Raw genomic sequence first — 24,735 nt, forward strand, 5'->3', positions numbered from 1 at the left:
TTTTAATTTTTACCGCTATGAAAATTACATTTTATGGTCATTCTTCACTCGGAATTGAAGTTAACGGAAATCACATTTTAGTTGATCCTTTTATTTCAGGAAATCCGAAGGCTTCTCACATTGATATTCATTCGTTGAAAGCTGATTTTATATTATTGACACATGCTCATCAAGATCATATTTTGGATGTGGAAGCCATTGCAAAACGCACCAATGCAGTAATTGTTTCTAATTGGGAAATTGCTACTTATTACGGAAATAAAGGCTTTCAGAACCATCCGATGAATCACGGCGGAAGTTGGGATTTTGAATTTGGGAAAGTAAAATATGTCAACGCTATTCATTCCAGTTCTTTCCCTGACGGAACCTATGGTGGAAATCCGGGCGGATTTGTGATTGAAGGTGAACATAAAAACATTTACATTTCCGGTGATACGGCTTTAACGATGGATATGAAGTTAATTCCGCTTCGCACGAAGTTGGATTTGGCGATTCTTCCCATCGGAAGCAATTTTACAATGGATGTAGAAGATGCCATCACTGCTGCAGAATTTGTAGAATGTGATAAAGTGTTAGGCGTTCACTACGATACTTTTGGGTATATCGAAATTAACCACGAAGAAGCCATTAAAAAATTCTTTAACAGCGGAAAAGACTTGATGTTGTTGAAAATTGGTGATTTTATTGAATTATAATTCTTGAAAGCTTCCTACCAGAAATATATTTTAGACTTCAAAAGACCTTCCGGTACTTCGAGAGGCGTTTTAACCCAAAAAGAAACTTGGTTTATCATCTTAGAAAAAGACGGTAAAAAAGGAATAGGCGAGTGCGGTATTTTGCGAACATTAAGCATTGATGACCGACCCGATTTTGAAGAAAAATTAAAATGGGTTTGTCAAAACATTCATTTGGGGGTGGATGAACTTTGGGAAAATTTAATTGAATTTCCATCTATTCAATTTGGAATTGAAATGGCTTTTTTATCGTTAGAAAGTAAAAATCCGTTTGAATTATTTCCATCTGAATTTACTTCCGGACAAAAAAATATGGAAATAAATGGGTTGGTTTGGATGGGCGAGGAGTCGTTTATGAAGGCCCAAATTGAAGAAAAATTAGCACAAGGTTTTCGTTGTATAAAATTGAAAATAGGAGCCATTGATTTTGAAAAAGAACTCGGATTATTACGATTTATTCGTCAACATTTTGATGAAAAAACGATTGAAATTCGAGTAGATGCTAACGGTGCTTTTGATTCAATCGAAGCTTTAGATAAATTAAATCAATTAGCTGGATATAAATTACATAGCATTGAGCAACCTATTGCAAAAAACTATACTGACAGGATGGCAGAGCTGTGTAAAATCACCCCTTTGCCAATTGCATTGGATGAAGAACTGATTGGTGTGTTTTTAGTAGAGGAAAAAAGAGAATTACTTGAAAAAATCAGACCTCAATTCATTATTTTGAAGCCGAGTTTGGTAGGAGGTTTTCGTGGATCTCAAGAATGGATTGCTATCGCAAAAGAGCTTAAAATTGATTGGTGGGTAACTTCAGCCTTAGAGAGTAACATTGGATTGAATGCAATTTCACAATGGACTTTTATGCTTAAGAATCCTTTACCACAAGGTTTGGGTACGGGAGGACTTTATACAAACAATTTCAACTGTCCGTTGGAAGTTATAAACGGAACACTTCATTATAATTCTACTTTGAATTGGGAAACAGAAATGATAGACTTCTAATTGTTGTTCATGTATTTTTGTAATGAAGCTATGGCTTGTGTCCTGATTTTTTTCTTAAAAAAAGGTGTCCAACCCAATAAATATCCTTTCCATCCTAATGCCATTCCGCTCCAAAGCCAAAAATTGAAAGAATCCTTGTGCTTAATGATGAGTCCGTCCTTGAACTTAAATTTTGCCTGAATCACATTTCTAACTTTTCGATTAGTTAAGCTAAAATTGTAGGTAGCAACCCATTGGGCATTTCCTATTTTTTTGGTTGCTTTAATATTGGAGAATTCTATCGTTAGATTTCCTTTGCTTCTTTCTAGAAGCATTTTCCACATATTGCAAACTTCCTCGCTATTTAGCTCTCCAAATGCAGGATCAGAAAACGTGGCATCCGGGTGGTAGCATGCTGCCATTGTTTCGTAATCAAATTTGCTAAAAGAATCGTAGAATTTGAGAATCAGGTTATGGGATGTATGCATCTTTCCAGTCTTTAGTTGTAATGGCGGTAATTCTGTTGTTGTCGTCAATTGATACTTGGAGTTCTTTAGTTTTATATTTTTTCTCGTAGTCGCATTTGTATCTAAAAACTGTTGTTTCACTTTTTTCAATTCGTAAAACTTCAATTAATTTCATATCATTAAATTGGCCAAAAACACGAAGAATGTTCTGGCAAGTCATTGATATTTTCTCTTTGTTAATCTTTTTTAGTACTTCTTCTGTGGCTTCTTCTTGGGTAAACGGCTTGAATGTGGAAGTGTTACAAGTCATTAAAACTCGTTTTCCTAATTCATAGGCACGGTTCTTTTTTACAGAATTGACTTCGCTTATATTTAATTTAACAAATTCCGGTTTTTCTTCTACTTTAGGGCTAGAGGTACCTGTTTTACCTGATTTACAACCAATCAGAAAAAGTAAAAAGCAAAATAAGGCAACTTTTTTCATTTTAAATTTTTAAGAGTAAATTTGGATCCGGACAGTTGTTTTTATAATAATTTAATTCCTTTTCACTGCAAACACCTGGGTAATCGCCTTGATAACTTCCTAAATCGTAGATAATTTGAAAATGTAAGTGAGGAGCATAGTCGCCGTTGACAGATGCATCACCTAAAGTAGCTATTTGCTTACCTTTTTTGACTGTTTGACCAATCTCCAGCAAATCTAAACTTTCTAAAGAAAGATGTCCGTAAAGGGAATAAAATTCACATTTATTTAACACATGTTTTAGGATAATTGTTGGTCCATAATCACCTAAGTTGTTGTTATTGTTATAACTATGTATAACTCCGTCTAAAGCCGCTAAAACAGGAGTGTGAGCATTAACCCACAAATCTAAACCAATATGTATGTTTCTTTCAACAGCTTGTGAAGAATTAAAAATCGAACTTCTTTCGTATAAATTCCGTTTTTCTAAATAACCGCCAAAAGCTACTTGAGCATTATTTTTTTCTAAATAATCGGTTATAAAAACTTCATATTCATGAGACGTATTGGGTTTGTAATGTTTTAATTCAACAGAATTAACAGACAAATCTAGCGGAATATAATCTGTATACGCAATATAAGAGTCTATAACTCTTACATCACTTTGTTGGGATAAAATGGTTTCCAATGTATTCATTTCTCAAAGATACACCTCCAGATTTTTTTATCTGTTAAATTGATTTTAAAAAAATGATAATTAACGAATCATTTATTGTTTTGTTGCTAATTTTCCTCCAATAAATGCCATTGGAAGATAGGCCCCAATTAGATCTAAAAGTGTAAACCAAATAGGCGATGGCAATAAAAACACATTAGTAATTCCTCCTAAAAGAAAGAAAAAGCCAATTGCGTAGGCAAACTTCATCTTATGAGATGCTGCAATTTTAGCGACTAGAAAAGCACCTACGATTGTTCCTAAAGCATGAGCAAGAAAAGGGAAAACAAAATTCTTAGGTTCAAATAAATGCATAGAATTTTTTAGACCTTCCATTGTCGTAACATCTGCTCCCTCTGGCGGTGGTATAATTGAACCACTGATACTTATAATTGCCATATTAACAATGCTGCCTACAACAATTCCAACCACAACTGCTATAATATTCTTCAAAATTGGACTCATTTGTTTACAAATTATTGGTTATTCACCAAAATTAGTAAAAAAAAGTTTAGTTAGTGGCTAATAAAATACTATACATCACCACAACAAATGTGTAAAAACAACCTATTTCAGATTAATTATGTGTTGTAGAATGATTGTTTTGATTGTATTGTCACAATATTGGGATAAAATTAAGAATTGTATAGTTTTTATAGCTTTAAATTTTTAATTCCAAAAAATATAACCACTATTTTTATAAATACCAAAAACTGAAGTTATGAAATCACAATTACAATCTTATTTGAAATTTATTTTGACATTATATATTTTTTCATCAACATTAAATTCAAATCTGTCTGCCCAAAACTTATTAAATAATGGCGATTTTGAATCCGGTGGAAGTGGTGTCGGTTTTTTTGTGCATGATTATTCATTGATAAATCCTGTAACCGGAACGAGTAGTCCAGGGCAATATGCCAGAACGACCAATCCATCGTTAATGAATACTGCTTACATTTCAGGTGGCGACCACACTACGGGAACCGGAAATATGTTAGTTTATGACGGTGCAACTGCCGGAAATAAATTTTTCTGGACAACAAGTGATACAGGTGGAGCAATTGGAGGATTTACGGTTGGAACAAGCTATGTTTTTAGTTATTGGATAAAATCTGTGTCTAATGAAGTAACTAATGATGCTACTCGATCAAATATTGGAGTATTTTTTGTTGGCGTAAATAATATTAGTCCACCAAATTTAAATAAGCTAGCTCCTCTACCAGAAGAAGGTTGGCAAAAAGTAAGTTATTCGTTTGTGGCTACTGCACCCGCAATATTAGTTAGACTTAGAACACAAAATGGTGGTGCTTTAGGAAATGATTTTGCAGTGGATGATTTTGTAATCGAAGAAGGATCTTTGCCGTTAGAAGGTTCATACACATTTATCAATCCAACTTGTCCCACTTCAACAGATGCGTCTATTACAGTTTCAGTAATTGGAGGTTCTTTACCTTACGGGAATTTCAATTTAACCGGACCTGTTACTCAATCAAATACCACTGGAATTTTTTCTAATTTACCACAAGGCACATATACAATTTCGATAATTGACAGCAGTGGCGAAGAATACAGTGTTAGTAATATTGTTTTAGCTGCTCCAAACGATTTAATCATTAGTGAACCATCTACAATTTGTGAAGGCGAAACGGTTGAATTAACAGCTAGCGGAGGTATAAATTCATACACATGGGCAGCCGATCCACCGGATAGTTCGATCACTAATCCAAATGCTTCTACGCAGAATGTTAGTCCATTAGTAACCACAACTTATACTATTACTTCAGGTGTAGAATCATCTCCTACCAATTTAGTTTTTAATGGTGATTTCACTCAAGGAAATGTTGGTTTTATAACTGACTATAGTCAAGTTGATAATCCAAATCCGTTCGGAGTTCAGTCATCGTATGATATCGTTCAAAATCCAAATGCATGGTTTACAGCTTTTGCGTCGTGTGGCGATCATACCACAGGAGACGGTAATTTGATGGTGTTTGATGGTTCAACAGACCCAACCGGAACTATTCGTGTTTGGTGTAATGAAGATGTAATTAACGTTGAACCCAATACCGATTATACTTTTTCCTATTATATAGCCTCTGTTGCTCCTGAAAACCCTGCCGTTATGCAAGTGCAGATTAATGGTGTAACTTTAGCTGAAACACTAGATGCTCCTCCAACTACATGTTTATGGACTTTGCATTCATTTTCTTGGAATTCAGGCTCATCTACCACTGCAGCTGTCTGTATTTTTAATCTGGAATTTGCTAATAATGGTAATGATTTTGCTTTGGATGATATTTCTTTGGCTGAAACTGTAACTTGTGTTTATGAAAAAAGCGTGACGATAACGGTTAATCCCATCCCAGAATTTGATCCAATTGGCCCAATCTGTTCTGGTGATACATTGACTGCTTTACCTAGTACTTCATTAAATGGTATAGAAGGATTTTGGGAACCAGAAGAGTTGAATAACACTGCTACAACAACCTATACCTTTACCCCCAACGATTCTACAGGATGTACTGTGCCATTAACTATTCAAGTTTTACCATTAATTCAGCCTATATTTGAAGAGATTGGCTCTATTTGTTCCGGTGATGTGCTAAATCCTTTGCCAACTGAATCTCAAAATGGAATAACCGGATTCTGGACTCCTGCGGAAATGAATAACACAGCAACCACTACGTACAGATTTACTCCCGATGCAGGACAATGTGCATTAGATGACACCGAACTCATTATTACAGTAAACCCTCTTCCTGAGTTTACTGTTTCTCAAGGTTGTGCTGGATCGATTTATGTATTAAGTGCTTTGGTAGAATCAGGAAGTGGAAACGCAACATTTGCTTGGTTTGATTCTTCTAATACTCAAATTGGTACAAATGATTCGGTTACAGTTTCTTCCGGTGGAGAATACCGATTAGTAGTTACACAAAATGGTTGTAGTGATGAACAAGTCGTTAACGTAGTTAGTACTTTGTGTGAGATTCAAAAAGGAATTTCTCCAAATAGTGATGGACTAAACGATAGTTTTGATCTTTCTTCTTATGATGTAACACAATTGCAGATTTTCAATCGGTATGGAGTGGCCGTTTACAACAAAGCAAATTATAGAAATGAATGGTTTGGTCAATGCGATAAGGGTAATGAACTGCCTGATGGAACCTATTATTTTGTTATTGATTTTGAAGATATTGAAACTAAAACAGGTTGGATATATATCAATAAAGCGTATTAAAAACAGTTCAAATTTATATTAAACAGTATGAAGTTTTATTTTTTTAGAATAAAAGTTTACTTCCATAGAAATAGCTCAGCTAAAATTTTGAAATACAAATGATTCGATTCACCAAAATAGTTACTTTTTTACTTTTATTTTTCTCAACAATCACTTATGCCCAATTGGGTTTTTGTACAGGAAGTAAAGGTGAACCTATTTTTAGTGAAAATTTTGGAAACGGAACTAATTACGGACCTGCATTACCTGCTGGAATTACAAATTATAATTTTGTGGTGGGAAATCCTAATGACGGTAGTTATACACTTTATTATAGAACCAATCTTTACAGCACTTGGCATTACTCATTAGATCATACACCGGATGCAACAAATGGAGTGAATGGAAAAGCACTTATAGTTAATGCTAATGCAAGTACAACAGGTGATTTTTACAAACGCACCGTTACCGGTTTATGTGTTAATACTACATTTGAATTTTCGGCTTGGGTGATGAATGTGTATAATCCAGGTTCGGGGTTTTGTGGAGCGAGTGAAATTCCAATCAACGTTCGATTTGAAATTTGGAATGACACCGAAACAGTTCTTTTAGGATCAGGCGACACTGGAAACATCATGGGAACTGCATCGCCCATTTGGCAACAATATGCTTTAGTTTTTACCACAGGAAGCGAGACTTCTGTAGTTTTAAAAATGAAAAATAATGGAGTAGGTGGTTGCGGAAATGATTTAGCTATTGACGACATTGAATTTAGAGCTTGCGGAGAATTAACCACCGTAACGAGTCCGCCTCTTTCCGGACAAACCTACCAAGCTTGTTCCAACGAAGCTCCATTTCCGCTTACTTTTCAAGCGTCAACAACAGGAGTTTCTCCTCATTTTTATCAATGGCAATCGAGTAATGACGGTACAACTTGGACAGATATTCTAGGTGAAAATTCTTCTACCTACACCGCTTCTGCAATAACGGCTTCTACCTATTTTAGAGCCAAAGCAGCCCAAGATATAGCTAACTTGAACAATAGTTTTTGTTCCACTATTTCAAATGTTTATACGGTTTCATTTTTAAATTCGCCTTCCGTTCCTATTAGTAATGGTGATGTAGAAATTTGTAGCAGTGATCCTATTCCGACACTCTCTGTATCGACAAATGCAACTTCCGGTGTAAATTGGTATGATGCTCCAATCGGTGGTAATTTACTACTAGCCAATTCATCTACTTATACACCTTCGGGTGCCGGAACATTTTATGCAGAAACCTATGATTTAGTTTCAAATTGCTTAAGTACAACCAGGATTCCCGTTAAACTAACGATTGTGCCTTTGCCTACCGCAACAATTTCTGCAACAACACCAATATGTTTAGGAAACAGCTCGGTAGTTGTTTTTAACGGAACTGCCAATGCCGTAGTAACCTATAAAATAGATGGTGGTACTGATCAATTTATAACCTTAGACAACAGTGGTTTTGCTAGTACTGCCACACAGGTTTTAAATGCGGCCACTACTTATATGTTAGTTAGAGTTGCTTCGCCAATTTCTACCAGTTGCAATCAAACTATTTCTGGTTCCGTTACCATTGCAGTTAATCAACCACCAACCGCCACTATTTCCGGTGATGCATCGCTTTGTGTGGGTGCTACCGGAACAATACAATTTATTGGAACCCCAAACGCAACAGTTTATTACAACGTGAACAGTGGCCCCAATCAATCCACTGTTTTAAATACCATCGGAGAAAAAACTGTTGCGATTTCCAATATCACAATCGATACGGTAGTTACGCTTAACGAAGTGAGAACATTAGGTACAAATGGATGTTCGCAATCATTGAACCAATCTATTACGTTTACCGTTGTTCAGTTGCCAACAGCTACCATTTCGGTTAACCCCACTGCTGTTTGCGAAGGTGATACAGTGGTGCTAACATTTACAGGAATACAGAATACACAAGTGACTTACACCGAAAATAGTGGAGCTAATCAAACGATTGATATAGGGTCAAGCGGAACAGCGACTGTAACAACTTCGGCAATTACTTCCGCCACCACTTTTCAACTGGTTAGAGCAGAATTACTGCAAAGTCCGTTTTGTGCTCAATCTATTTCGGGTGCGGTTACGGTTAACATCAATCCAACACCTACAGCAGCATTTACGGGTGATTTAACATATTGTTCGGGTGAAACAACAGCGATTTCACTTTCGTCTAATTTAACAGGAACTACTTTTTCGTGGACTGCAACTCAAAACGGAACTACCGGAGCCACAGCAGGAAGCGGAGATCAAATCAATCAATTACTCACAGCAACAACTGATGGAACAGCAACTTACATAGTAACGCCTTCTTTTAATGGCTGTGCCGGAAGTCCTATTACAATTGAGGTTGAAGTATATGCGATTCCTAATCCATCTATATCGGATGGAGCTATTTGTGTGCTTTCCGGAAATACGTCTATCCAACCGTATGTTTTAGATACCGGTTTGGATGTTGCGAATCATAGTTTTGAATGGTATTTTGAAGATGTTTTAATTCCAACTGCCAACGGCAACACGTTTGAAGCTTTTCAAATTGGTAAATATGACGTTGTGGCTACCAACCTTGTCTCCGGATGTGTTTCTCCAATGGTAACAGCAATGGTAACACAATCCGTTTTGGGAGATAGTTTACTAATTGAGCAATCGGAAGCATTTAGTGAAAACCCAACCATTACTGTCACCGTTGTGGGTGGGCAAGGTCCGTTTTATTATCAATTGGATGATTTTGGCTTTCAAACCTCCAATGTGTTTACCAATGTGGCTCCCGGTTTTCATACGATAACGGTGGTAGATGAAAGTTTGTGTACCAACCTGTCAGGAACAGCAACCATTATTAATTATCCCAAATTTTTTACACCAAACGGCGATGGCTTTAACGACACGTGGAATATTTCCGGTGTAGATGGTGCTTCTGAAATATATATTTTTGATCGCTACGGAAAATTACTAAAGCAAATTAGCCCATTAGGAACAGGGTGGGATGGAACCCATAATGGAAATCCGGTTTTTGCGAGTGATTATTGGTTTGTGATTAATTTTCCCGAAAACGGAATACCTAAAACGTTTAAATCGCATTTTAGTTTGAAGAGGTAGATAGGATTTTTTGTAGAAAAAATGCTAAATTATGATTTTAAAAAGGTGAAGATTTATTTGCTATGAAGTCGAGACTTCGTAGGTCGGAAGTTGTTATAAATTAACTATTACACGGACATTTTAAATCCTCTAACTTATTAATTAGATGCTGTGCATTCAACTTTTGCAAGTAAATCTTTGCCACTTGTATATGTATGCATTCTCTCATATCAATTCCCAAATCACCAAAAAAGTGATAAATCGGTTTTTGACCATCTGCCCAATTATCGATATATTCTACTATATCTTCGCCACTATCTTCTACAAATTTGACAAAGCAAAAAGGATCAAACAACATGCAATTCTTCTAAGATTTGAAAGGATTTATTTGGAACAAAATGTTCAAATTCAATACGTTTTGAAGGTTTGAAAAAATTATATTCTTCAAGCTTTTCTTTGAAAAGTTTAACACCACCTGCTTTTATCCATTTAGTAAATAATGCTTTAATTAAACCTTTGGCGATTTCACGAGCTTTTTCTTCACTTGGAGATGTAAATGGAATATCAAAAGAAGGAATATATCCAATATATGCAGAATCATCCAACCTCTCAACTGTGACTGATAGTTGAGCCTTGATGATACTTTTTTTTATTTGAATTGTGTCTTTCATTTGAATTTTTTTATCAAAGATAATGATTAATTCTTTTTGGGAAATTTTATTTAAGTCAAATTTAAATGTTGGGAGTAGTTGTTATTTATACTTTATGGATGAAACTGTGAAAATTCTGTTTGTTTTTTTCTTTCTCAAAGCGAAAAGTTTATTTCTAAGCTCGACGGCTTCATAAGATTCACTTTTTACAGAATCTATAGCTACAAACCATTCGGGAACTTTTGATTGATATTTTGCTACATTTTTTTTAAACTCTTCTGTTGAGATTGATTTGTACGAGCTAAATATTGAATCTAAACTTGATGACTTTTTATATTTTATTGAACTAAAAACACAAATGTCCAAATATGAAGTGTTTTTAATTTCATAACTATCAGGAGTAATTATTTCTGGAAACCACCCTGTGAGTCTTTTGTTTGTTATTTTTTCAAAATCTGAATAATTAGGATAGTATTGTTCATATCCACCATTATTGTTACAGGACAAAAAGAAAATAAATGTTATTATTAAAATAACTTTTTTGATATTTCTAAAATATCTTAATAAATAGCGATTAATTATTGTCATTAGTAAAAGTTTTTATTAATTCTATTAACGTGTCAGAATAGCAATATTCTCCTCTTTCTGAAACGTAATTTCCTTTACTATCAATGATTACATATCCTCCATTTGGATAGTGAATTGGGTAAAATGTGTTTTCAATTAAATTATTTATATCAGGTTGCCAATTTATTTTTTCACCAAATCCCTCTAAACCACTACTTGATTTATATATGAATAGTTGCTTAATTTCACCAATTTTATCAATTCTGTGATAGTATTGATTATATTTTTTTTTAAAATTTGTTTTGTATCCATCTGCACCCATCTGTTTATCGCCAGGAAAATAGTTTATTAGAAGAATATCACTTTCGTTAAATTCTTGATTATTTTTTTTTGTAAAAGACTTCTTTATTGAATCAAGTAAGCTCAAGTTGATTTTACCTTTTTTATATCTTGAAACTTTGACGTTCATGTAACACGTGTCTAATTCAAATCTCAGATTATAGTCTAGCGGATTAATGTGTTTTTTGTTAAATTCAGCTTCGGTTATATATTCAAAATTATCATTGACATAAAATTCTTTCTTTTGACTATAAGAAAGTAAAGTACTAAAAGTGAGAAATAATAAAAATATAGTTTTTTTCATTTTTAAAAATTTTTATTAACTTAATTCTACTTCAACAAATATATTTAAAATACTTTACAGTTTTCTATAATCGTTTAGAATCACAATTATTGTTTTTTTTAAAATAAATCTCTTCCTAGCACAAACCCGCATGAGGGATTGAAGAGGAAAGCCCGCAGAGAAGCCGGAGCTTGCGCAGGCGGAACGAGGACTTGGAACGAAAAGCCCGACCCTTGTGGTCATGCCATAGAGAAAAGAAAATAGAGAAAAGAAAAAAGAGAATAGAAAATAGAAGAAAGAGAAAAGAATAAAGAAATTAACAAAAAAGAGAAAGCCCTGCTACTTGGGGATTTTCGCAGGACTTTCTTCAACCAAACTTAACCAAACTTTTTAATCTAACTAACCAAACTCAAATTTATTTACTTATTTTTTTTCTTCAATCAACGCTTTTGTTCCATCTGCTTTGTAGTAGTAGTAACTGTTGTCGTTGTAGGTGTAGCCGCTGTTATAGTTATCTGAACTTCCGTAGTAGCTGTTATGGGCGTAACCATTGTTACCTCTCGTAAAATTCACTTGACCAATTGTGCGGGTTATCATTCCTCTGTTGTTATATACAATTTGCATGCCACCAATTTGAGACAGTGCAAAACGGTTGTATCTCATATAGACAGTTCCGATGCGGCTTACGCGGTTTCTGTTGTCGTAGTTAATAAAGGTGTTGCCCACGCGACGAACTCTTCCAAAACTATCGTGCTCAATCCGAACTCCGTAATTCACGGCTGCTGCGGTGGTTCCTCGGGTGCCTCCTCTGCGGTAGAAGATGCCTCCTTGACTGTCTTGCGGACGAGTGTTGAAATCGAAATCACCGTTTAAGAATACAAAGAACTCGATACCTCGCTCCATGAATACAATTGGTTCTGCGTCCATGTAATTTGAGTAAGCAACATTTCTTTCAAAATCAGAAAAAGTGGTTTTTTCTGCTGCTAAAGCCAAACTTCCAACCAGTAAGTTTGCGGCTACTAAGAGGGTAATTTTTTTCATGACACATTCGATTTAAACTTTTTGCTTACTCTTGAGTTTTTCAGCTTTCACTAAAAACTGATTTGTTTCAGTTTCTTGTTTAGTTATTTTCAATAGCTGTGCCAAAAATGAATTTTGTGTTGTGAATGAGTTGTTAATGATTTTTAAGTGCTTGTTTTTTAAGGTGATAGGTGATGGGTAATAGGTAATGGGTGATGGAAGAACACAGATTTCTAAAATTTGATAAATTAGAAAAATCAAACCGACAACGGATAACCGACAACGGAATTAGAAGCGAATGGTTCGGGCATTTTCAGCCATCCATTTTCCCGCTTTCCGTTGCAATTTTTTGTTCACGAGCAAAGCTCGCCAACAAAAAGATTTCCACTGCAATCGGGGCTAGAAAGGAAACAAATCGCCTACTTGGAAAGAAAAACCGCTAAAAAATTTCTCACGGAAAGCACAGAATTCACAGAATAACCTGAAACTTGAAACCTGAAACCCGCAACCCGCAACTCGAAACTTTTAACCCTCAACTTTCAACCCGCAACCTATTTCAACTTCTCCTTCAAATATTTCCCCGTAATCGATTTTTTGTCTTTTGCCACTTCTTCCGGAGTTCCGAAAGCCATAAGTTGACCGCCGTTTTCGCCACCTTCGGGACCAATGTCGATGATGTAATCGGCACATTTGATTAAATCCAAATTATGCTCAATTACGATGATAGAATGACCTTTTTCAATCAAAGCTTCAAATGAAGCAAGTAATTTTTTAATATCGTGAAAATGTAAACCGGTGGTAGGTTCATCAAACACAAAAAGAGCTTTGTCTTTGGTGGTTCCTTTCACTAAAAACGAGGCGAGTTTAATACGTTGAGCCTCTCCACCCGAAAGAGTAGAAGAGGACTGACCCAATTGCACATAACCCAAACCAACATCTTGCAATGGTTTTAATTTCTGAATGATTTTAGTTTGCTTGTGTTCATCAAAAAAAGCAACCGCATCATCGATGGTCATTGTCAAAATGTTATCGATATTTTTTCCTTCAAATTGTACTTCGAGGATTTCTTTTTTGAAACGTTTTCCGCCACAGGTTTCACATTCCAAATGCACGTCGGCCATAAATTGCATTTCAATGGTTACTTCGCCATCGCCTTTGCAGGTTTCACATCGACCACCATCCACATTAAACGAAAAATGTTTTGGTAAATAACCTCGAATTTTGGATAGTTTTTGTTTCGTAAACAAATCCCGAATATCATCGTAGGCCTTAATATACGTCACCGGATTTGAACGAGAACTTCTTCCAATCGGATTTTGATCTACATATTCAATGTGTTTGATATGCGAGAAATTACCTCGTAATTCAGTGAATTGTCCGGCTTTATCGCTTACACCTTCTAATTTCTTTTGTAAAGCAGGAAATAATATTTTTTTGACCAAAGTACTTTTTCCGCTTCCGGAAACGCCGGTAATCACGGTTAAACAATCCAAAGGAAAGTAGACGTCGATGTTTTTTAAATTGTTTTCGCGAGCTCCGATAATTTCGATATGATTCTTGAATTTTCGTCTCTTTTTAGGAACTTCAATTTCTAATTCACCGTTTAAATATTTTGCAGTTAATGAATCGGCTTTTAGAATTTCGCTAAAATCTCCTTCGGCAATTAAATGACCACCGTGTGTTCCGGCTTCGGGACCTATGTCGATGATGCGGTCTGCGGCTTTCATAATGTCTTCGTCGTGTTCAACAACGATTACTGTATTACCTAGGTTTCGAAGGTTTTTTAATACTTCGATTAATCGTTCAGTATCTTTTGGATGCAATCCGATGCTGGGTTCATCTAAAATGTACATCGAACCAACCAAACTGCTTCCTAACGAAGTTGCTAAATTGATGCGTTGCGATTCGCCACCGGAAAGGGAAGCGGAATTTCTGTTTAACGTTAGATAACTCAATCCAACTTCATCCAAAAATTTAAGTCGGTTATTAATTTCAATCAACAATCGTTTTGCAACTTTTTGATCGTATTCAGATAGTTCTAATTGTTGAAAAAAGACAATTAGATTTTTGATTGGCAAATCAACTAATTCCGAAACGGTTTTGTTGCCTACTTTAATATAATTGGTTTCCACTCGTAACCGTTTTCCTTTACAAGTCGGACATTTTGTTTTTCCTCGGTAACGAGAAAGCATTACACGGTTTTGAATTTTATAATTTTTCTCTTCTAATTCTTTGAAGAAATCGTGCAGTCCGGTAAAGTATTTATTTCCGTTCCAAATCAACTGTTTTTGTTCCTCAGTCAATTGAAAATACGGTTTATGAATCGGGAAATCAAATTTGTATGCATTGTTCACCAATTGATCGCGGTACCATCCCATACTTTCGCCTCTCCAAGGGAAAATTGCATTTTCATACACAGATAAAGCGGTGTTCGGGACCACCAATTCTTCATCAATTCCAATGATGTTTCCGTAACCTTCGCAAGTAGGACAAGCTCCGTACGGATTATTAAAACTAAACAAATGCACGTTTGGTTCTAAAAAAGTGATACCATCTAATTGAAAATTGGTGCTGAATTCGAGTCTTTTCTGAGTCGTTACTTCTTGCACATAACATTCGCCTTTTCCTTCATAAAAAGCAGTTTGCACAGCGTCGGCTAAACGATTTAAGAACTCTTCATCGTCTTTCACCACAATACGATCTACGATTAACAGAATATCTTTATTATCTAATGAATGTTGTTCTAATTCATCCAAACGAATCATTTCGTTATCAACCAAAATCCGAATAAAACCTTGTTGAAGTAATACTTTTAATTTGTCTTCCAATGCTCTGCCTTCTTCCAAATGAATAGGAGCGAGGAGGAGCCATTTACTTTCGGGTTCAAACGAAGTAATGATTTTCACGACATCCGAAACACTTTGCTTTTTTACCTCTTGACCGGAAACCGGTGAAAAGGTTTTTCCAATACGAGCAAAAAGCAATTTCAGATAATCATATATTTCAGTTGAGGTACCAACGGTTGAACGAGCATTGGTCGTATTTACTTTTTGCTCGATGGCGATTGCCGGAGCAATACCTTTAATATACTCCACTTTTGGCTTGTCTAATCTTCCTAAGAATTGACGAGCATACGACGACAAGCTTTCCACATAACGGCGTTGTCCTTCGGCATACAATGTATCAAAAGCCAAACTCGATTTTCCGGAACCCGAAAGTCCGGTAATTACCACTAATTTATTTCGCGGAATCGCTACATCAATATTTTTAAGATTGTGGAGTTGTGCTCCTTTAATCAGGATATTTTTCTTTGGTTCGAGTAGGGCAAATTCTTCTGGTGTCATAGCAAAGTTGAAAGAATCGCAAAGATAGTGATTTGAAATTTCAATTAAAAGGTTGGGAATTTCTATTTTTTATGGAATTGAGAATTGAATTTAAGGGAATGTTACACCTGACAGGTTTTTGAAACCTGTCAGGTGTGAAAAACAACTTTTTTATGCAAAATATAACTAATTCATTATGGTTTTCCACATTTATTGCATTTTGAATGTTAAAATTTCAATTAAAATTTGTTTGTTCAAATAAAATTGTGTTACATTTGGCTAATAATTAATCTTTATTTAACAATTGCTTATAGGAAAAAAATACTTTTTTAGAAAATTTAGTTCAAAACACGAAATTAAAAAGGTATTACTATGGCTACTGTTAATCAACTCCCAGACGCTTTATTGGTTAAGAATTACATTGCTGGTGATGAGCAATCGTTGGCTATTCTTATAGAAAGACATCAATCTAAAATTTATGGATTTATCTATTCCAAAATTGCAGATCGCGATGTAACTGATGATGTTTTTCAAGATACTTTCATTAAAGTAATAAAAACTTTAAAATCAAATTCATATAACGAAGAAGGTAAGTTTTTACCGTGGGTAATGCGAATTGCTCATAATTTAGTTGTCGATCATTTCCGAAGAAACAAAAAGATGCCAATGCAACGCGAAACAGAAGAATATTCTATCTTTTCGTATATGTCTGATGATTCGATGAATGTAGAAGGCAGAATGATTACTGATCAAGTTGAAAATGATTTGCAACGACTTTTAGAAGAATTGCCAGCCGATCAAAAAGAAGTATTGGTAATGCGAATGTATCAAGATATGAGTTTCAAAGAAATCGCCGATTTAACCGGAGTTAGCATTAACACTGCTTTAGGAAGAATGCGATATGCTTTAATGAACCTTCGAAAAGTAATTGAAAAAAATCAAATAATTTTAACCAATTAAACAATATTTGGAGAAGTCTTTCGTTGTAGATATAAACAAACATATTTTATCTATGGCAAAACTTTACACTAGAAAAAAGTTAGCGACTCCAAAGATGTTACCTAAAAAAGAAACTATACGTTTTTTGCTCAACTACTCCAAGGCACTGAGCATTGTTAAAGTAGGTAATATGTCTTTTGAAACAATCGCTAATTAAAAGGAACATCCCGATTAGAGTCGGGATGTTTTTTTTTAAAGGTATTTTTTTAAAATTTGAAAGCGATTCCGGCATTGAAAAATGTTGCACCATAGCCAATTTCCACAAAAGCAGCAATGTTGTTTGTGAAGTAATATCTACCTCCCGCAAATACAGAACCACCTAAGCTATTGCTGTATGAATCACTTGTTGCACTAAATCCTGAGCTTTCATAAGAGTAATCAACAATATTATAACTGGCCATAACACCAGCATAAACATCAAATTTTTCATGATTTAGTTCAGTATAATGCCATGCACCTCTAACACCAATTACGGTGTAATTCCATTTTTGTTCATAGCCAGGCCCATCATCTTTAAAGCTAACTCTACCTGCATAACCTCCTAAGCTAACTAATCCGGGGCCGGCTTCCCAAATACCTCTTTCATAGGAAGCATTAAAACCGATGTTGGGTTTACCGTTACCGGCATCTAAAGCACTGCCTAATCCAATTCCAACGTTAATTACATTGTCACCTTGTTGAAATGTTTGTGATGTACCGTTAGCTGAAAAAATAAAAATAACAATAATAGTGCAAAAAAATTTTCTCATAAGTAATAGAATTGATTAATAAATTGTTTTTTAGTTGTTTAAAGATAGTTAATTTTTTATTAATTTAAAATTTTGAATTTTATTTACTTCCTTCCAAATGAGAGTGTTGTAAATTCCGGTACTTAGATAGCTTAAATCGATTTGAGTTGAGAAATTAATAACTTTATCGGTAACTAATTTTCCATTTAAGTCGTAGATTAGTAAACGAAAAGGTTCATTATCCATTAATTTTATAGTAAGAAAATCGTTAACAGGGTTTGGATAAAGTTGTATTCCTAATTTTTCAATTTCTGATAAACCTACAGTTGGTTCAACTTCAACATTAACATAATTTGTGTGACTAAAGGTTCCATTACTATCTTTTGAACGAATGAAAAGTTTATGATCTCCAATTGATAGGTTTGCAGGCACGTTTACATCAAACGGATAGTTAAATAGATTATTCGTTGGATTAGAAACAGCCACAACTGTATTATTACCAAAGCCAGCATCTTCATCCCAAAAATACTCTAATTCAACAATATCATATAAAACATTATTTTCAAGTACATAAAATGTGCTGAAATTGGTATGACTCCATCTGTTTAAAGCATCTTTGGTTCGGTAACCGACAGTGTGAATTCCATTTGTAAAGGTATTTGGAATCGTAAAACTGAAGTTAATAACATCTGGTTGATTGTTAAAACCTAAAATTGGTGTAGCATTACCAAACCCCGGATCATTATCAAAAAAATATTCCATTTGAGTGATATTTTGTGAGAAAGAAGTAAATGCTAGACAAAACAGTAAAAAAGTATATAATTTTTTCATGTTTTTTATTTTTTAATTATTACTTCTAGTGCTAATTATAACGTTTAATGTACCGTTTTGTGGTGCATTGGCAGAAGCGTTCAAGGTGTATATGGCAGGTATTGCAGGAATACCGCTCAATATATATGTGTCGTTTCCGCCATACATGCCTATTTGTACATTTGACGGATACCCCTGATAACATTCAGGGCAAAGTCCTTGTGCTTTTAAAATATATTTTTTTTCTTCAGTATCGTTAATGTTGTTAAAAAGATACGCTTCGGTTACGCCAAAAGTGTTATTTCCAGCATTATTGAGCCAAGCAGGTTGCGTAATTCTGAAAATATTGTTATAAACATTGTCAGAAGAATTATTGTTTTGTGTTACAGATGCTGAAGTTGTCAACAAAATATTATTGTAGAAAGGATTACCATAAATACTTACTACACCACGAATGACATTATGAGAAATTGTTGCCACTGTAGTGCTTCTTAATGTAATATTACCTCCAAAATAATTATTGGTAATAGTCATATTTGAAATTGTTCCTCCTGAAGTTACATCTACAGTAAAATTAGCATCAAAATAGTTTTTAGAAATCAATATATTACTATAATTACTTCCTCCATCTATATCAATGCCGTTATGAAATTTACATCGGCTTATGGTAATATTGGATAAGGTATTGACTGAAAAGAATATATCTCTATCTGCATTAACAAATTCTATCCCGTAAATCGAAGAACCGCTCGAACCTGCTCCAAATGTTAACTGGTTAATTTTAGCTGTTGTGTGGTTGTTTTGAAGCTGCGGATTATCATCTAAAAAATATCCAGTGCCAATTATGGTTAACGCTTTGTTTGTAATTGTTGCCGTTCCATAACTTATTCCCGATGCTTCTAAATATAGTATATCACCATTTAAAACTAGATTACTGCTTATAGCAGTCTGCAAATTGGAAAAAACCTGTTCGCCTGTCCATTGATTGTAAGTAGCATTATTATTCACCCGCCAAACTCTGGCGTTCATTGTTGTAAATAGTAGCAATAGGTATGCTATTGCAACAGTTTTAAATAAGTTTTTGTTTTTCATGATTTATAGATTTTAATTATATTGTTTTGAACCAATTTTGGAAAGATGAGCCTAAAAGAAGTACTGGATTTGTGGCATTATTTAAACTTCTGATTAAACTAATTATCCAAAAAATAAATACAATCATACCAATCAAGATATTTAAGAATGGTATGAAAAAAGTAAATAAGACAATCAAATTCAAACCAAGGGTTTGGCGTAGATAAAATGATCCAAATTCAGATTTGTTTTGGTTGTGTAAAACGAGGGCTATAATCCATCCAATCCAGAAAAAATGAGCAATTAAGGCAACGGTTTTTCCATTGTCATTTCCAATTTGCGACTGTTGTGCAAATGAAATACCACACTCAATGCACATTACTTGATTTTCTTTTGTTGAAGTACCACAACCGAAACAATAATTTTTTTCAGAATGAGGGTTGACCCCACATTTTGGACAAGCTATTGCTTTTTCGTGTACTTCGTTTGAACAATTTCTACAATACATAATAATCTTTTTTTAAGTTATTTTAAGTCAAATTGTTTTTATTTCTTCTTACCTTTCGATTTCTCGAATTCAAGGTCTTTTGAGCAAAATTGTTCTAACAGATAGTCAGCCACTAATTCTCCGGCACTTCTTAGAGCTGATTTAGCTGCTACAAATTCTGCATTATCCAAAGCTCCTGCTTCTAAACCATGAGCGGCAACAATAGTAGAATTATCTGTGCGAACGGCTTTAACTTCAACTCTAGCTCGGCAAGTAACTTGTTTTCCTTGTGTTCCTGTTCGTTGGCTAAAGGCTTCACCATAAATTACAATATCTGCTCCAAATTCTTTACCCATAGAAATAGCTGCCATTGGATTTTTTGCTGCATTGATAAAAGCTACTTCATTTTCTTTTGTTGCAAACATGGCAGGATCAACAACAGGAAAACCAGCTTCAATTAGTTTACGATTTATTTCAGTTTCAGCAGCAGGATCTGGAATACGTTGAGTAATATGAAATTCAGGAAGAATAACCATGATTTTTGGTACATAAGGTTTATTCAATAATCCACAATTGGCTTTTGAAAATATTTTTGGACCAGAATTTTGAGCTTCAGGAAACGGCAAATCATCTTTTGCAAGCGATATAAATTGTACAGCTTCAATTATCCCTTTTTCCATGGCATCTGCTACAGCTTTGTTTCCATTGGCTATAGTTTGTGAACCAACCACACCAGTTCCTAATACACTAAACCCAGAAAAGCCACCTGCACTTCCCTCAACATTGATTGATTTTGAATCAATAATTTCTCTTGTTTCAGCATTTATGAGTTGAATAATAAATCCAATTTTAGCTTTATTTCCTCCAAATTTTAATCCTCCCACATTAACATTTTGACCTCCATCGGCATATTCTGTAATTTTGCCCATTACAATCACTTGAGCACCTTGCATTTGTCCTGTTTTTGGTCCTTTTCCTTGTTTTACATTTCCTGATTGAGCGAATTCAATTTCATTGGTTAATTCTTCAATGTCTTTTTGACTTAGTAATACGTTGTAACAATTCACATTTTGTAATGCATTGGTTAGCATGTGTGATAGTTCATCACCAAACTTTGCAGAAGCACTAGACGTGGCGGATTTAAAAGAAGAAACAGATAATCTAACTCTTTTGTTTACTGGTGTTTTAGGACAAATAGCTTGAATATCTTCAAACGTAATTTTGTTTTTGTTTTTTTCTTTCTTTTGAGCCATTGCTGATTCAAAGCTTGTTAAAGAAATAATTAGCAGAAAAATAACTTTTAATGTTTTCATAATGTTTTGTTTTAGTTGATATTTTATTATTTAGTCTTTGGTTCTTCTTTCATATTCAATTTTGTTAAATAAGCAAACTATTGTTATAGTTGATTCATTTTCTTCATACATGTTGATTTGTCCCTCTAAATCACGCATAATGATTAGCCAAATCGGTCTTTTATTAGGTAGTCTCAATTCATATTCATAATATGGAAACCCTTCTTTTTCCTCTTTCAATAATTTAATTGAGGTTAGTGAAGTATTAACAAGTATATTTTCCAGTTTATAATTTTCTGGTTCATTTACCGTAATTTGAATTTCATCATATCCATCTATTGTTCTACCGTTAAATAATAGGAAACAGTTAACAGGATTTTTAGAATCGTTTAAGCTAACAGTGGTTTCTGCAGAATTTGAATAAATTACACCATCAAATGGTGGTGAAGGAAACGACCATTCAATCATTTCTATTTGTAAATCCCAATTTACTATAGCTTCTTTTTTTGATTCATTAGGGATTAACTCTTTTAATAAATCATAAAATTCAATTGCTTTTTCAGAATCACTTGTTTTCGTCTCTTTCTTTTCAGATACATTTTTGCAGCTTAACATTGCAATAAGTAAAAAGTATATAAGTATCGTTTTTTTCATTTTTTAACATTTTAATCAAACTTATTTCTTAAATTTTATTGGTAAAATAGCTATTGATTAATTGTTACTCTTTATTTATTATTCGTTCCGTTTGTGTATAAATGTTGATATGGATGGATGGCTTTGAATCATTTTTATTTTTTTCGGTTGGCTTTTTTGTTAAGGATAATAAACAAATGATGCAACAATCTATTAGTAGTAGCCAAAAAGAAAATTTACATTCAATAGTTGTCCATTCGTTTGATGGAATAGAATATTCAAACTCAAGTTTATGTTTAAGAATGATAAGACAAACAATTCCTAAAACCGAATTGAAAAAATTTAATGTTTGAAATGATGTTCTACTCAAGGAATTAACAAGAATACCTATTAATAATAAAATTAGATTAATCCGTAAAATTGGTTCAGCATTAATTTTTATTGGTTTTATTTCTGTTGAAAAAAGTTTAACTGTTCCTGAAATCATTTCAAACCCATTTATTGTTATTGTTGAGACTGAATAGACATTTGAAATGGAGAAAAACGGAAATAAAAAAAGTAATATTCCCAACAAGTGGAAAATTACATGATAAGTATTTAGATTAATTATTTTCAATTTTTCAAGGATTACAACAACAATTTTATCATTAATTATGAAACTGAAAAACAACTAATTATTATTTGTAGTAGTTTGTTGATTATTTGTTATATTTTGTTAATTTTTATTAATTATATTTGATATTCAAACATTGATTAATTTATGAGCAAATATTTATGTTTTTTCATTTGGATTTTTAGTTTCCCTGTTTTTGGACAATTAACTCAAAAAGACTCGGCATTACAAGAATTAAAAAAGTATAAAAAGGTGGATGAAACACGGTTAAAGTTATACTTAATTGTTTCAAAAAGTAGTGCTTTTGAAGACCCAGAAGTAGGATTGAAATATGCAGATAGTGCCAACACAATAGCGATTAAGCTGAAAGATAAGAAGTATTTAGCAAAAGTAAATTTGATTAAAGGTTTAAATTTATATGAAATTAGAAAATCAGATGAAGCAATTGAAACCTATAAAAAGGCATTAAAAATTGCTGAGGAAATTCAAGATAAAGAGTTACAAGCGTTTTCATTGCATAATTTGGCTATAATTTATTCAACACATAATAGAGAGTTAGAAGCAATTGAATTAGAGAAAAGAGGTTACAGAATTTTTACTGAACTTAAAATGGAACCCAACTGTATTAATGTACTTAATACAATAGGGGTGTGTTATTTTAGATTAAATGAATATCAAAAGGCATTAGAATATTATCTTAAATCTTTAAAGATTGCAGAAAAAAGTAAGGACAAAAAATTAATTGGTAATGCTTATGAAAATATTGCTTTAGTTTATAAACGGAACAGTCAACATGTTAAAGCATATGAATATTATGAAAAGGCAATTAAAATATATTCTTCTATAAATTATAAACAAGGAATAATTAATGTTTATACAAATTATGGTGCGGCAAAAGATCAAAATAACGATTTAGTAGGAGCACTGTTACTCTATGAAAAAGGACTCCAAATTGCAACAGAGATTAAGGTAGATTGGTATAAATATAATTTACTTACAAATATTGCAATAATTCATAATGCTCAAAAGAAATTTGATATTTCACTTCCCCAATTAAAAGAATCTATGGATTATTACATCTCAATTCAAGATGTAGATTCTGAGTATGTTTCAAAAATGTACTTTGTAGAAGCTATTTTGGAAGCTCCGGATGAATTGTTAAAAAATGAAAATATTAACCCAACAGAAAAGTTTACGATCTCTCTATCATATATGTTGCCCATTTTAAATTATACTTTAGAAAATCAAGATAAAGAAACAGAAATGTATGCAAGAGAAATTTTAGCTAAAATCTATGAAAAGCAAGGCAATACAAACTTATCACTAAAAGAATTTAAAGAATTTGTAAAATTAAAAGACAGCTTAACTGATTTTGAAAAGAAAGAAGAATTATTAACAAAAGAGCATGCTTATCAAATGGATAAGGAGCGTATTTTGAATGAAGCTGAAATCAACCGACAGAAAATTATTAAGTATGCAACTATAGGAACAAGTAGTGTGGTTCTATTGTCAGGTATATTTCTCTTAATTGGTTTTAGAAAAAGACAAGTTTTTAAGGAAAAACAAAAAGAAATTCTATTTAAAGCTCAAATCAGTGATACCGAATTGAAGGCTTTACGCTTGCAAATGAACCCTCATTTTATTTTTAATTCGCTTAATTCGATTAGTGATTATATCCAAAAAAACGACAGTAAATCAGCAGATTATTATTTAGCTAAATTTGCTAAACTCATGCGTGGCATTTTAGAAAATTCTGAAGAAAAAGAAATTACAGTAGAAGAAGAATTGAAAATGCTAGAAATGTATATGCAATTGGAAGCCATGCGATTAAACCATAAATTTTCGTATGAATTTAAAATTGACCCTAAAATTAATATTCGTGAAACTTATATTCCTCCGTTAATTCTTCAGCCATTTGTAGAAAATAGTATTTGGCATGGTTTGGCAGAAAAAAATGGTGAAGGAAAAATAATCATTGAAATTGCAGAAGAAAATAAGATGCTCAATTGTATTATTGAAGATGATGGAATCGGCAGAAAAACAAAAGAAAAGTCAAATTATAAATCGTATGGAATGAGTATTACAAAAGAAAGACTCGCCATTCTGAACAATATTAAAAACACTAATGCTCAAGTTAATTTAATTGATTTAGACAAAGGAACAAAAGTAGAAGTAAAACTGCCATTAGAAATTAAACCCGATTAAT

At 33.5% G+C, this 24,735-nt stretch carries 21 protein-coding genes; 6 read left to right on the plus strand and 15 right to left on the minus strand.

Annotated elements, in window-relative coordinates; genetic code table 11:
• Window positions 1-17: 17 nt before the first annotated feature.
• Both AC23MC_RS05800 and AC23MC_RS05805 read left to right on the plus strand, forming a co-directional pair.
• Entirely contained in the window at window positions 18-695 is a 678-nt protein-coding gene (locus AC23MC_RS05800) for a metal-dependent hydrolase (protein ID WP_487567466.1), read from the plus strand.
• A 3-nt stretch (window positions 696-698) separates the two neighbouring features.
• Entirely contained in the window at window positions 699-1,742 is a 1,044-nt protein-coding gene (locus AC23MC_RS05805) for an o-succinylbenzoate synthase (RefSeq protein ID WP_487567467.1), read from the plus strand.
• Here the strand turns inward: AC23MC_RS05805 and AC23MC_RS05810 are convergent.
• The 4 genes from AC23MC_RS05810 to AC23MC_RS05825 form a co-directional block, all read right to left on the minus strand.
• The gene (locus AC23MC_RS05810) at window positions 1,739-2,209 is read right to left on the minus strand and encodes a nuclear transport factor 2 family protein (RefSeq protein WP_487567468.1); all 471 of its coding nucleotides are present in this window, start codon (window positions 2,207-2,209) and stop codon (window positions 1,739-1,741) included. The two genes, AC23MC_RS05805 and AC23MC_RS05810, sit on opposite strands and share 4 nt — an antisense overlap.
• Entirely contained in the window at window positions 2,193-2,672 is a 480-nt protein-coding gene (locus AC23MC_RS05815; RefSeq protein WP_487567469.1) for a hypothetical protein, read from the minus strand. The genes AC23MC_RS05810 and AC23MC_RS05815 overlap by 17 nt, the downstream gene beginning before the upstream one ends.
• A gap of 1 nt (window position 2,673) precedes the next feature.
• Window positions 2,674-3,348, minus strand: coding sequence for a peptidoglycan DD-metalloendopeptidase family protein (locus tag AC23MC_RS05820; protein ID WP_487567470.1), 675 nt, complete (start codon window positions 3,346-3,348; stop codon window positions 2,674-2,676).
• Window positions 3,349-3,420: 72 nt separating this feature from the next.
• Complete coding sequence (locus AC23MC_RS05825; RefSeq protein WP_487567471.1) at window positions 3,421-3,831, minus strand: hypothetical protein; 411 nt, start codon at window positions 3,829-3,831, stop codon at window positions 3,421-3,423.
• Window positions 3,832-4,087: 256 nt separating this feature from the next.
• On the opposite strand from AC23MC_RS05825, the gene AC23MC_RS05830 reads away from it, so the two are divergent.
• Together AC23MC_RS05830 and AC23MC_RS05835 are read left to right on the plus strand one after the other, a co-directional pair.
• Window positions 4,088-6,607, plus strand: a complete 2,520-nt coding sequence (locus AC23MC_RS05830) for a T9SS type B sorting domain-containing protein (RefSeq protein ID WP_487567472.1) — start codon at window positions 4,088-4,090, stop codon at window positions 6,605-6,607.
• A 98-nt stretch (window positions 6,608-6,705) separates the two neighbouring features.
• Window positions 6,706-9,735 (plus strand): T9SS type B sorting domain-containing protein, encoded by a 3,030-nt coding sequence (locus tag AC23MC_RS05835; RefSeq protein ID WP_487567473.1) that lies wholly within the window; start codon window positions 6,706-6,708, stop codon window positions 9,733-9,735.
• A 326-nt stretch (window positions 9,736-10,061) separates the two neighbouring features.
• Here AC23MC_RS05835 and AC23MC_RS05840 read toward each other — a convergent pair whose 3' ends face one another.
• From AC23MC_RS05840 to uvrA, 5 genes are all read right to left on the minus strand, one after another.
• The gene (locus AC23MC_RS05840; protein WP_487567474.1) at window positions 10,062-10,385 is read right to left on the minus strand and encodes a hypothetical protein; all 324 of its coding nucleotides are present in this window, start codon (window positions 10,383-10,385) and stop codon (window positions 10,062-10,064) included.
• An 81-nt stretch (window positions 10,386-10,466) separates the two neighbouring features.
• Window positions 10,467-10,952, minus strand: coding sequence for a YbbD-related protein (locus AC23MC_RS05845; RefSeq protein WP_487567475.1), 486 nt, complete (start codon window positions 10,950-10,952; stop codon window positions 10,467-10,469).
• Entirely contained in the window at window positions 10,939-11,574 is a 636-nt protein-coding gene (locus tag AC23MC_RS05850; protein WP_487567476.1) for a hypothetical protein, read from the minus strand. Before AC23MC_RS05850 ends, AC23MC_RS05845 begins: the two co-directional genes overlap by 14 nt.
• Window positions 11,575-11,976: 402 nt before the next feature.
• Entirely contained in the window at window positions 11,977-12,594 is a 618-nt protein-coding gene (locus AC23MC_RS05855) for a hypothetical protein (protein ID WP_487567477.1), read from the minus strand.
• A 530-nt stretch (window positions 12,595-13,124) separates the two neighbouring features.
• Window positions 13,125-15,917 (minus strand): excinuclease ABC subunit UvrA, encoded by a 2,793-nt coding sequence (uvrA, locus tag AC23MC_RS05860; protein WP_487567478.1) that lies wholly within the window; start codon window positions 15,915-15,917, stop codon window positions 13,125-13,127.
• 351 nt (window positions 15,918-16,268) lie between these two features.
• Here uvrA and AC23MC_RS05865 point away from each other — a divergent pair, with 351 nt between their 5' ends.
• Window positions 16,269-16,856: an RNA polymerase sigma factor gene (locus AC23MC_RS05865; RefSeq protein WP_487567479.1), complete on the plus strand. Its 588-nt coding sequence runs from the start codon at window positions 16,269-16,271 to the stop codon at window positions 16,854-16,856.
• Between the two features lie 245 nt (window positions 16,857-17,101).
• On the opposite strand, the gene AC23MC_RS05870 is transcribed toward AC23MC_RS05865, so the two are convergent.
• The 6 genes from AC23MC_RS05870 to AC23MC_RS05895 are packed head-to-tail and all read right to left on the minus strand — an operon-like array spanning window position 17,102 to window position 21,937.
• Entirely contained in the window at window positions 17,102-17,644 is a 543-nt protein-coding gene (locus AC23MC_RS05870; RefSeq protein ID WP_487567481.1) for a hypothetical protein, read from the minus strand.
• A 48-nt stretch (window positions 17,645-17,692) separates the two neighbouring features.
• The gene (locus AC23MC_RS05875; protein ID WP_487567482.1) at window positions 17,693-18,454 is read right to left on the minus strand and encodes a T9SS type A sorting domain-containing protein; all 762 of its coding nucleotides are present in this window, start codon (window positions 18,452-18,454) and stop codon (window positions 17,693-17,695) included.
• 12 nt (window positions 18,455-18,466) lie between these two features.
• Window positions 18,467-19,525 carry a hypothetical protein gene (locus AC23MC_RS05880; RefSeq protein WP_487567483.1) on the minus strand — a complete coding sequence of 353 codons (1,059 nt, stop codon included), beginning with the start codon at window positions 19,523-19,525 and terminating at the stop codon, window positions 18,467-18,469.
• 16 nt (window positions 19,526-19,541) lie between these two features.
• Window positions 19,542-20,012: a hypothetical protein gene (locus AC23MC_RS05885; RefSeq protein WP_487567484.1), complete on the minus strand. Its 471-nt coding sequence runs from the start codon at window positions 20,010-20,012 to the stop codon at window positions 19,542-19,544.
• A gap of 38 nt (window positions 20,013-20,050) precedes the next feature.
• Entirely contained in the window at window positions 20,051-21,304 is a 1,254-nt protein-coding gene (locus tag AC23MC_RS05890) for a CsgG/HfaB family protein (RefSeq protein ID WP_487567485.1), read from the minus strand.
• 30 nt (window positions 21,305-21,334) lie between these two features.
• The gene (locus AC23MC_RS05895) at window positions 21,335-21,937 is read right to left on the minus strand and encodes a hypothetical protein (RefSeq protein ID WP_487567486.1); all 603 of its coding nucleotides are present in this window, start codon (window positions 21,935-21,937) and stop codon (window positions 21,335-21,337) included.
• Window positions 21,938-22,676: 739 nt separating this feature from the next.
• On the opposite strand from AC23MC_RS05895, the gene AC23MC_RS05900 reads away from it, so the two are divergent.
• On the plus strand, window positions 22,677-24,734 hold the full coding sequence (locus AC23MC_RS05900; RefSeq protein ID WP_487567487.1) for a tetratricopeptide repeat-containing sensor histidine kinase: 2,058 nt from the start codon (window positions 22,677-22,679) through the stop codon (window positions 24,732-24,734).
• The last annotated feature ends 1 nt before the right edge of the window (window position 24,735 follow it).

The sequence above is a fragment of the Flavobacterium sp. T50_26 genome, from assembly GCF_057652995.1.

Excerpts from the sequence above, each read along its gene's own strand:
- AC23MC_RS05800 (WP_487567466.1), top strand. The coding sequence starts at position 18 with ATGAAAATTACATTTTATGGTCATTCTTCACTCGGAATTGAAGTTAAC.
- AC23MC_RS05810 (WP_487567468.1), bottom strand. The coding sequence starts at position 2,209 with ATGCATACATCCCATAACCTGATTCTCAAATTCTACGATTCTTTTAGC.
- AC23MC_RS05815 (WP_487567469.1), bottom strand. The coding sequence starts at position 2,672 with ATGAAAAAAGTTGCCTTATTTTGCTTTTTACTTTTTCTGATTGGTTGT.
- AC23MC_RS05820 (WP_487567470.1), bottom strand. The coding sequence starts at position 3,348 with ATGAATACATTGGAAACCATTTTATCCCAACAAAGTGATGTAAGAGTT.
- AC23MC_RS05825 (WP_487567471.1), bottom strand. The coding sequence starts at position 3,831 with ATGAGTCCAATTTTGAAGAATATTATAGCAGTTGTGGTTGGAATTGTT.
- AC23MC_RS05830 (WP_487567472.1), top strand. The coding sequence starts at position 4,088 with ATGAAATCACAATTACAATCTTATTTGAAATTTATTTTGACATTATAT.
- AC23MC_RS05835 (WP_487567473.1), top strand. The coding sequence starts at position 6,706 with ATGATTCGATTCACCAAAATAGTTACTTTTTTACTTTTATTTTTCTCA.
- AC23MC_RS05840 (WP_487567474.1), bottom strand. The coding sequence starts at position 10,385 with ATGAAAGACACAATTCAAATAAAAAAAAGTATCATCAAGGCTCAACTA.
- AC23MC_RS05845 (WP_487567475.1), bottom strand. The coding sequence starts at position 10,952 with ATGACAATAATTAATCGCTATTTATTAAGATATTTTAGAAATATCAAA.
- AC23MC_RS05850 (WP_487567476.1), bottom strand. The coding sequence starts at position 11,574 with ATGAAAAAAACTATATTTTTATTATTTCTCACTTTTAGTACTTTACTT.
- AC23MC_RS05855 (WP_487567477.1), bottom strand. The coding sequence starts at position 12,594 with ATGAAAAAAATTACCCTCTTAGTAGCCGCAAACTTACTGGTTGGAAGT.
- uvrA (WP_487567478.1), bottom strand. The coding sequence starts at position 15,917 with ATGACACCAGAAGAATTTGCCCTACTCGAACCAAAGAAAAATATCCTG.
- AC23MC_RS05865 (WP_487567479.1), top strand. The coding sequence starts at position 16,269 with ATGGCTACTGTTAATCAACTCCCAGACGCTTTATTGGTTAAGAATTAC.
- AC23MC_RS05870 (WP_487567481.1), bottom strand. The coding sequence starts at position 17,644 with ATGAGAAAATTTTTTTGCACTATTATTGTTATTTTTATTTTTTCAGCT.
- AC23MC_RS05875 (WP_487567482.1), bottom strand. The coding sequence starts at position 18,454 with ATGAAAAAATTATATACTTTTTTACTGTTTTGTCTAGCATTTACTTCT.
- AC23MC_RS05880 (WP_487567483.1), bottom strand. The coding sequence starts at position 19,525 with ATGAAAAACAAAAACTTATTTAAAACTGTTGCAATAGCATACCTATTG.
- AC23MC_RS05885 (WP_487567484.1), bottom strand. The coding sequence starts at position 20,012 with ATGTATTGTAGAAATTGTTCAAACGAAGTACACGAAAAAGCAATAGCT.
- AC23MC_RS05890 (WP_487567485.1), bottom strand. The coding sequence starts at position 21,304 with ATGAAAACATTAAAAGTTATTTTTCTGCTAATTATTTCTTTAACAAGC.
- AC23MC_RS05895 (WP_487567486.1), bottom strand. The coding sequence starts at position 21,937 with ATGAAAAAAACGATACTTATATACTTTTTACTTATTGCAATGTTAAGC.
- AC23MC_RS05900 (WP_487567487.1), top strand. The coding sequence starts at position 22,677 with ATGAGCAAATATTTATGTTTTTTCATTTGGATTTTTAGTTTCCCTGTT.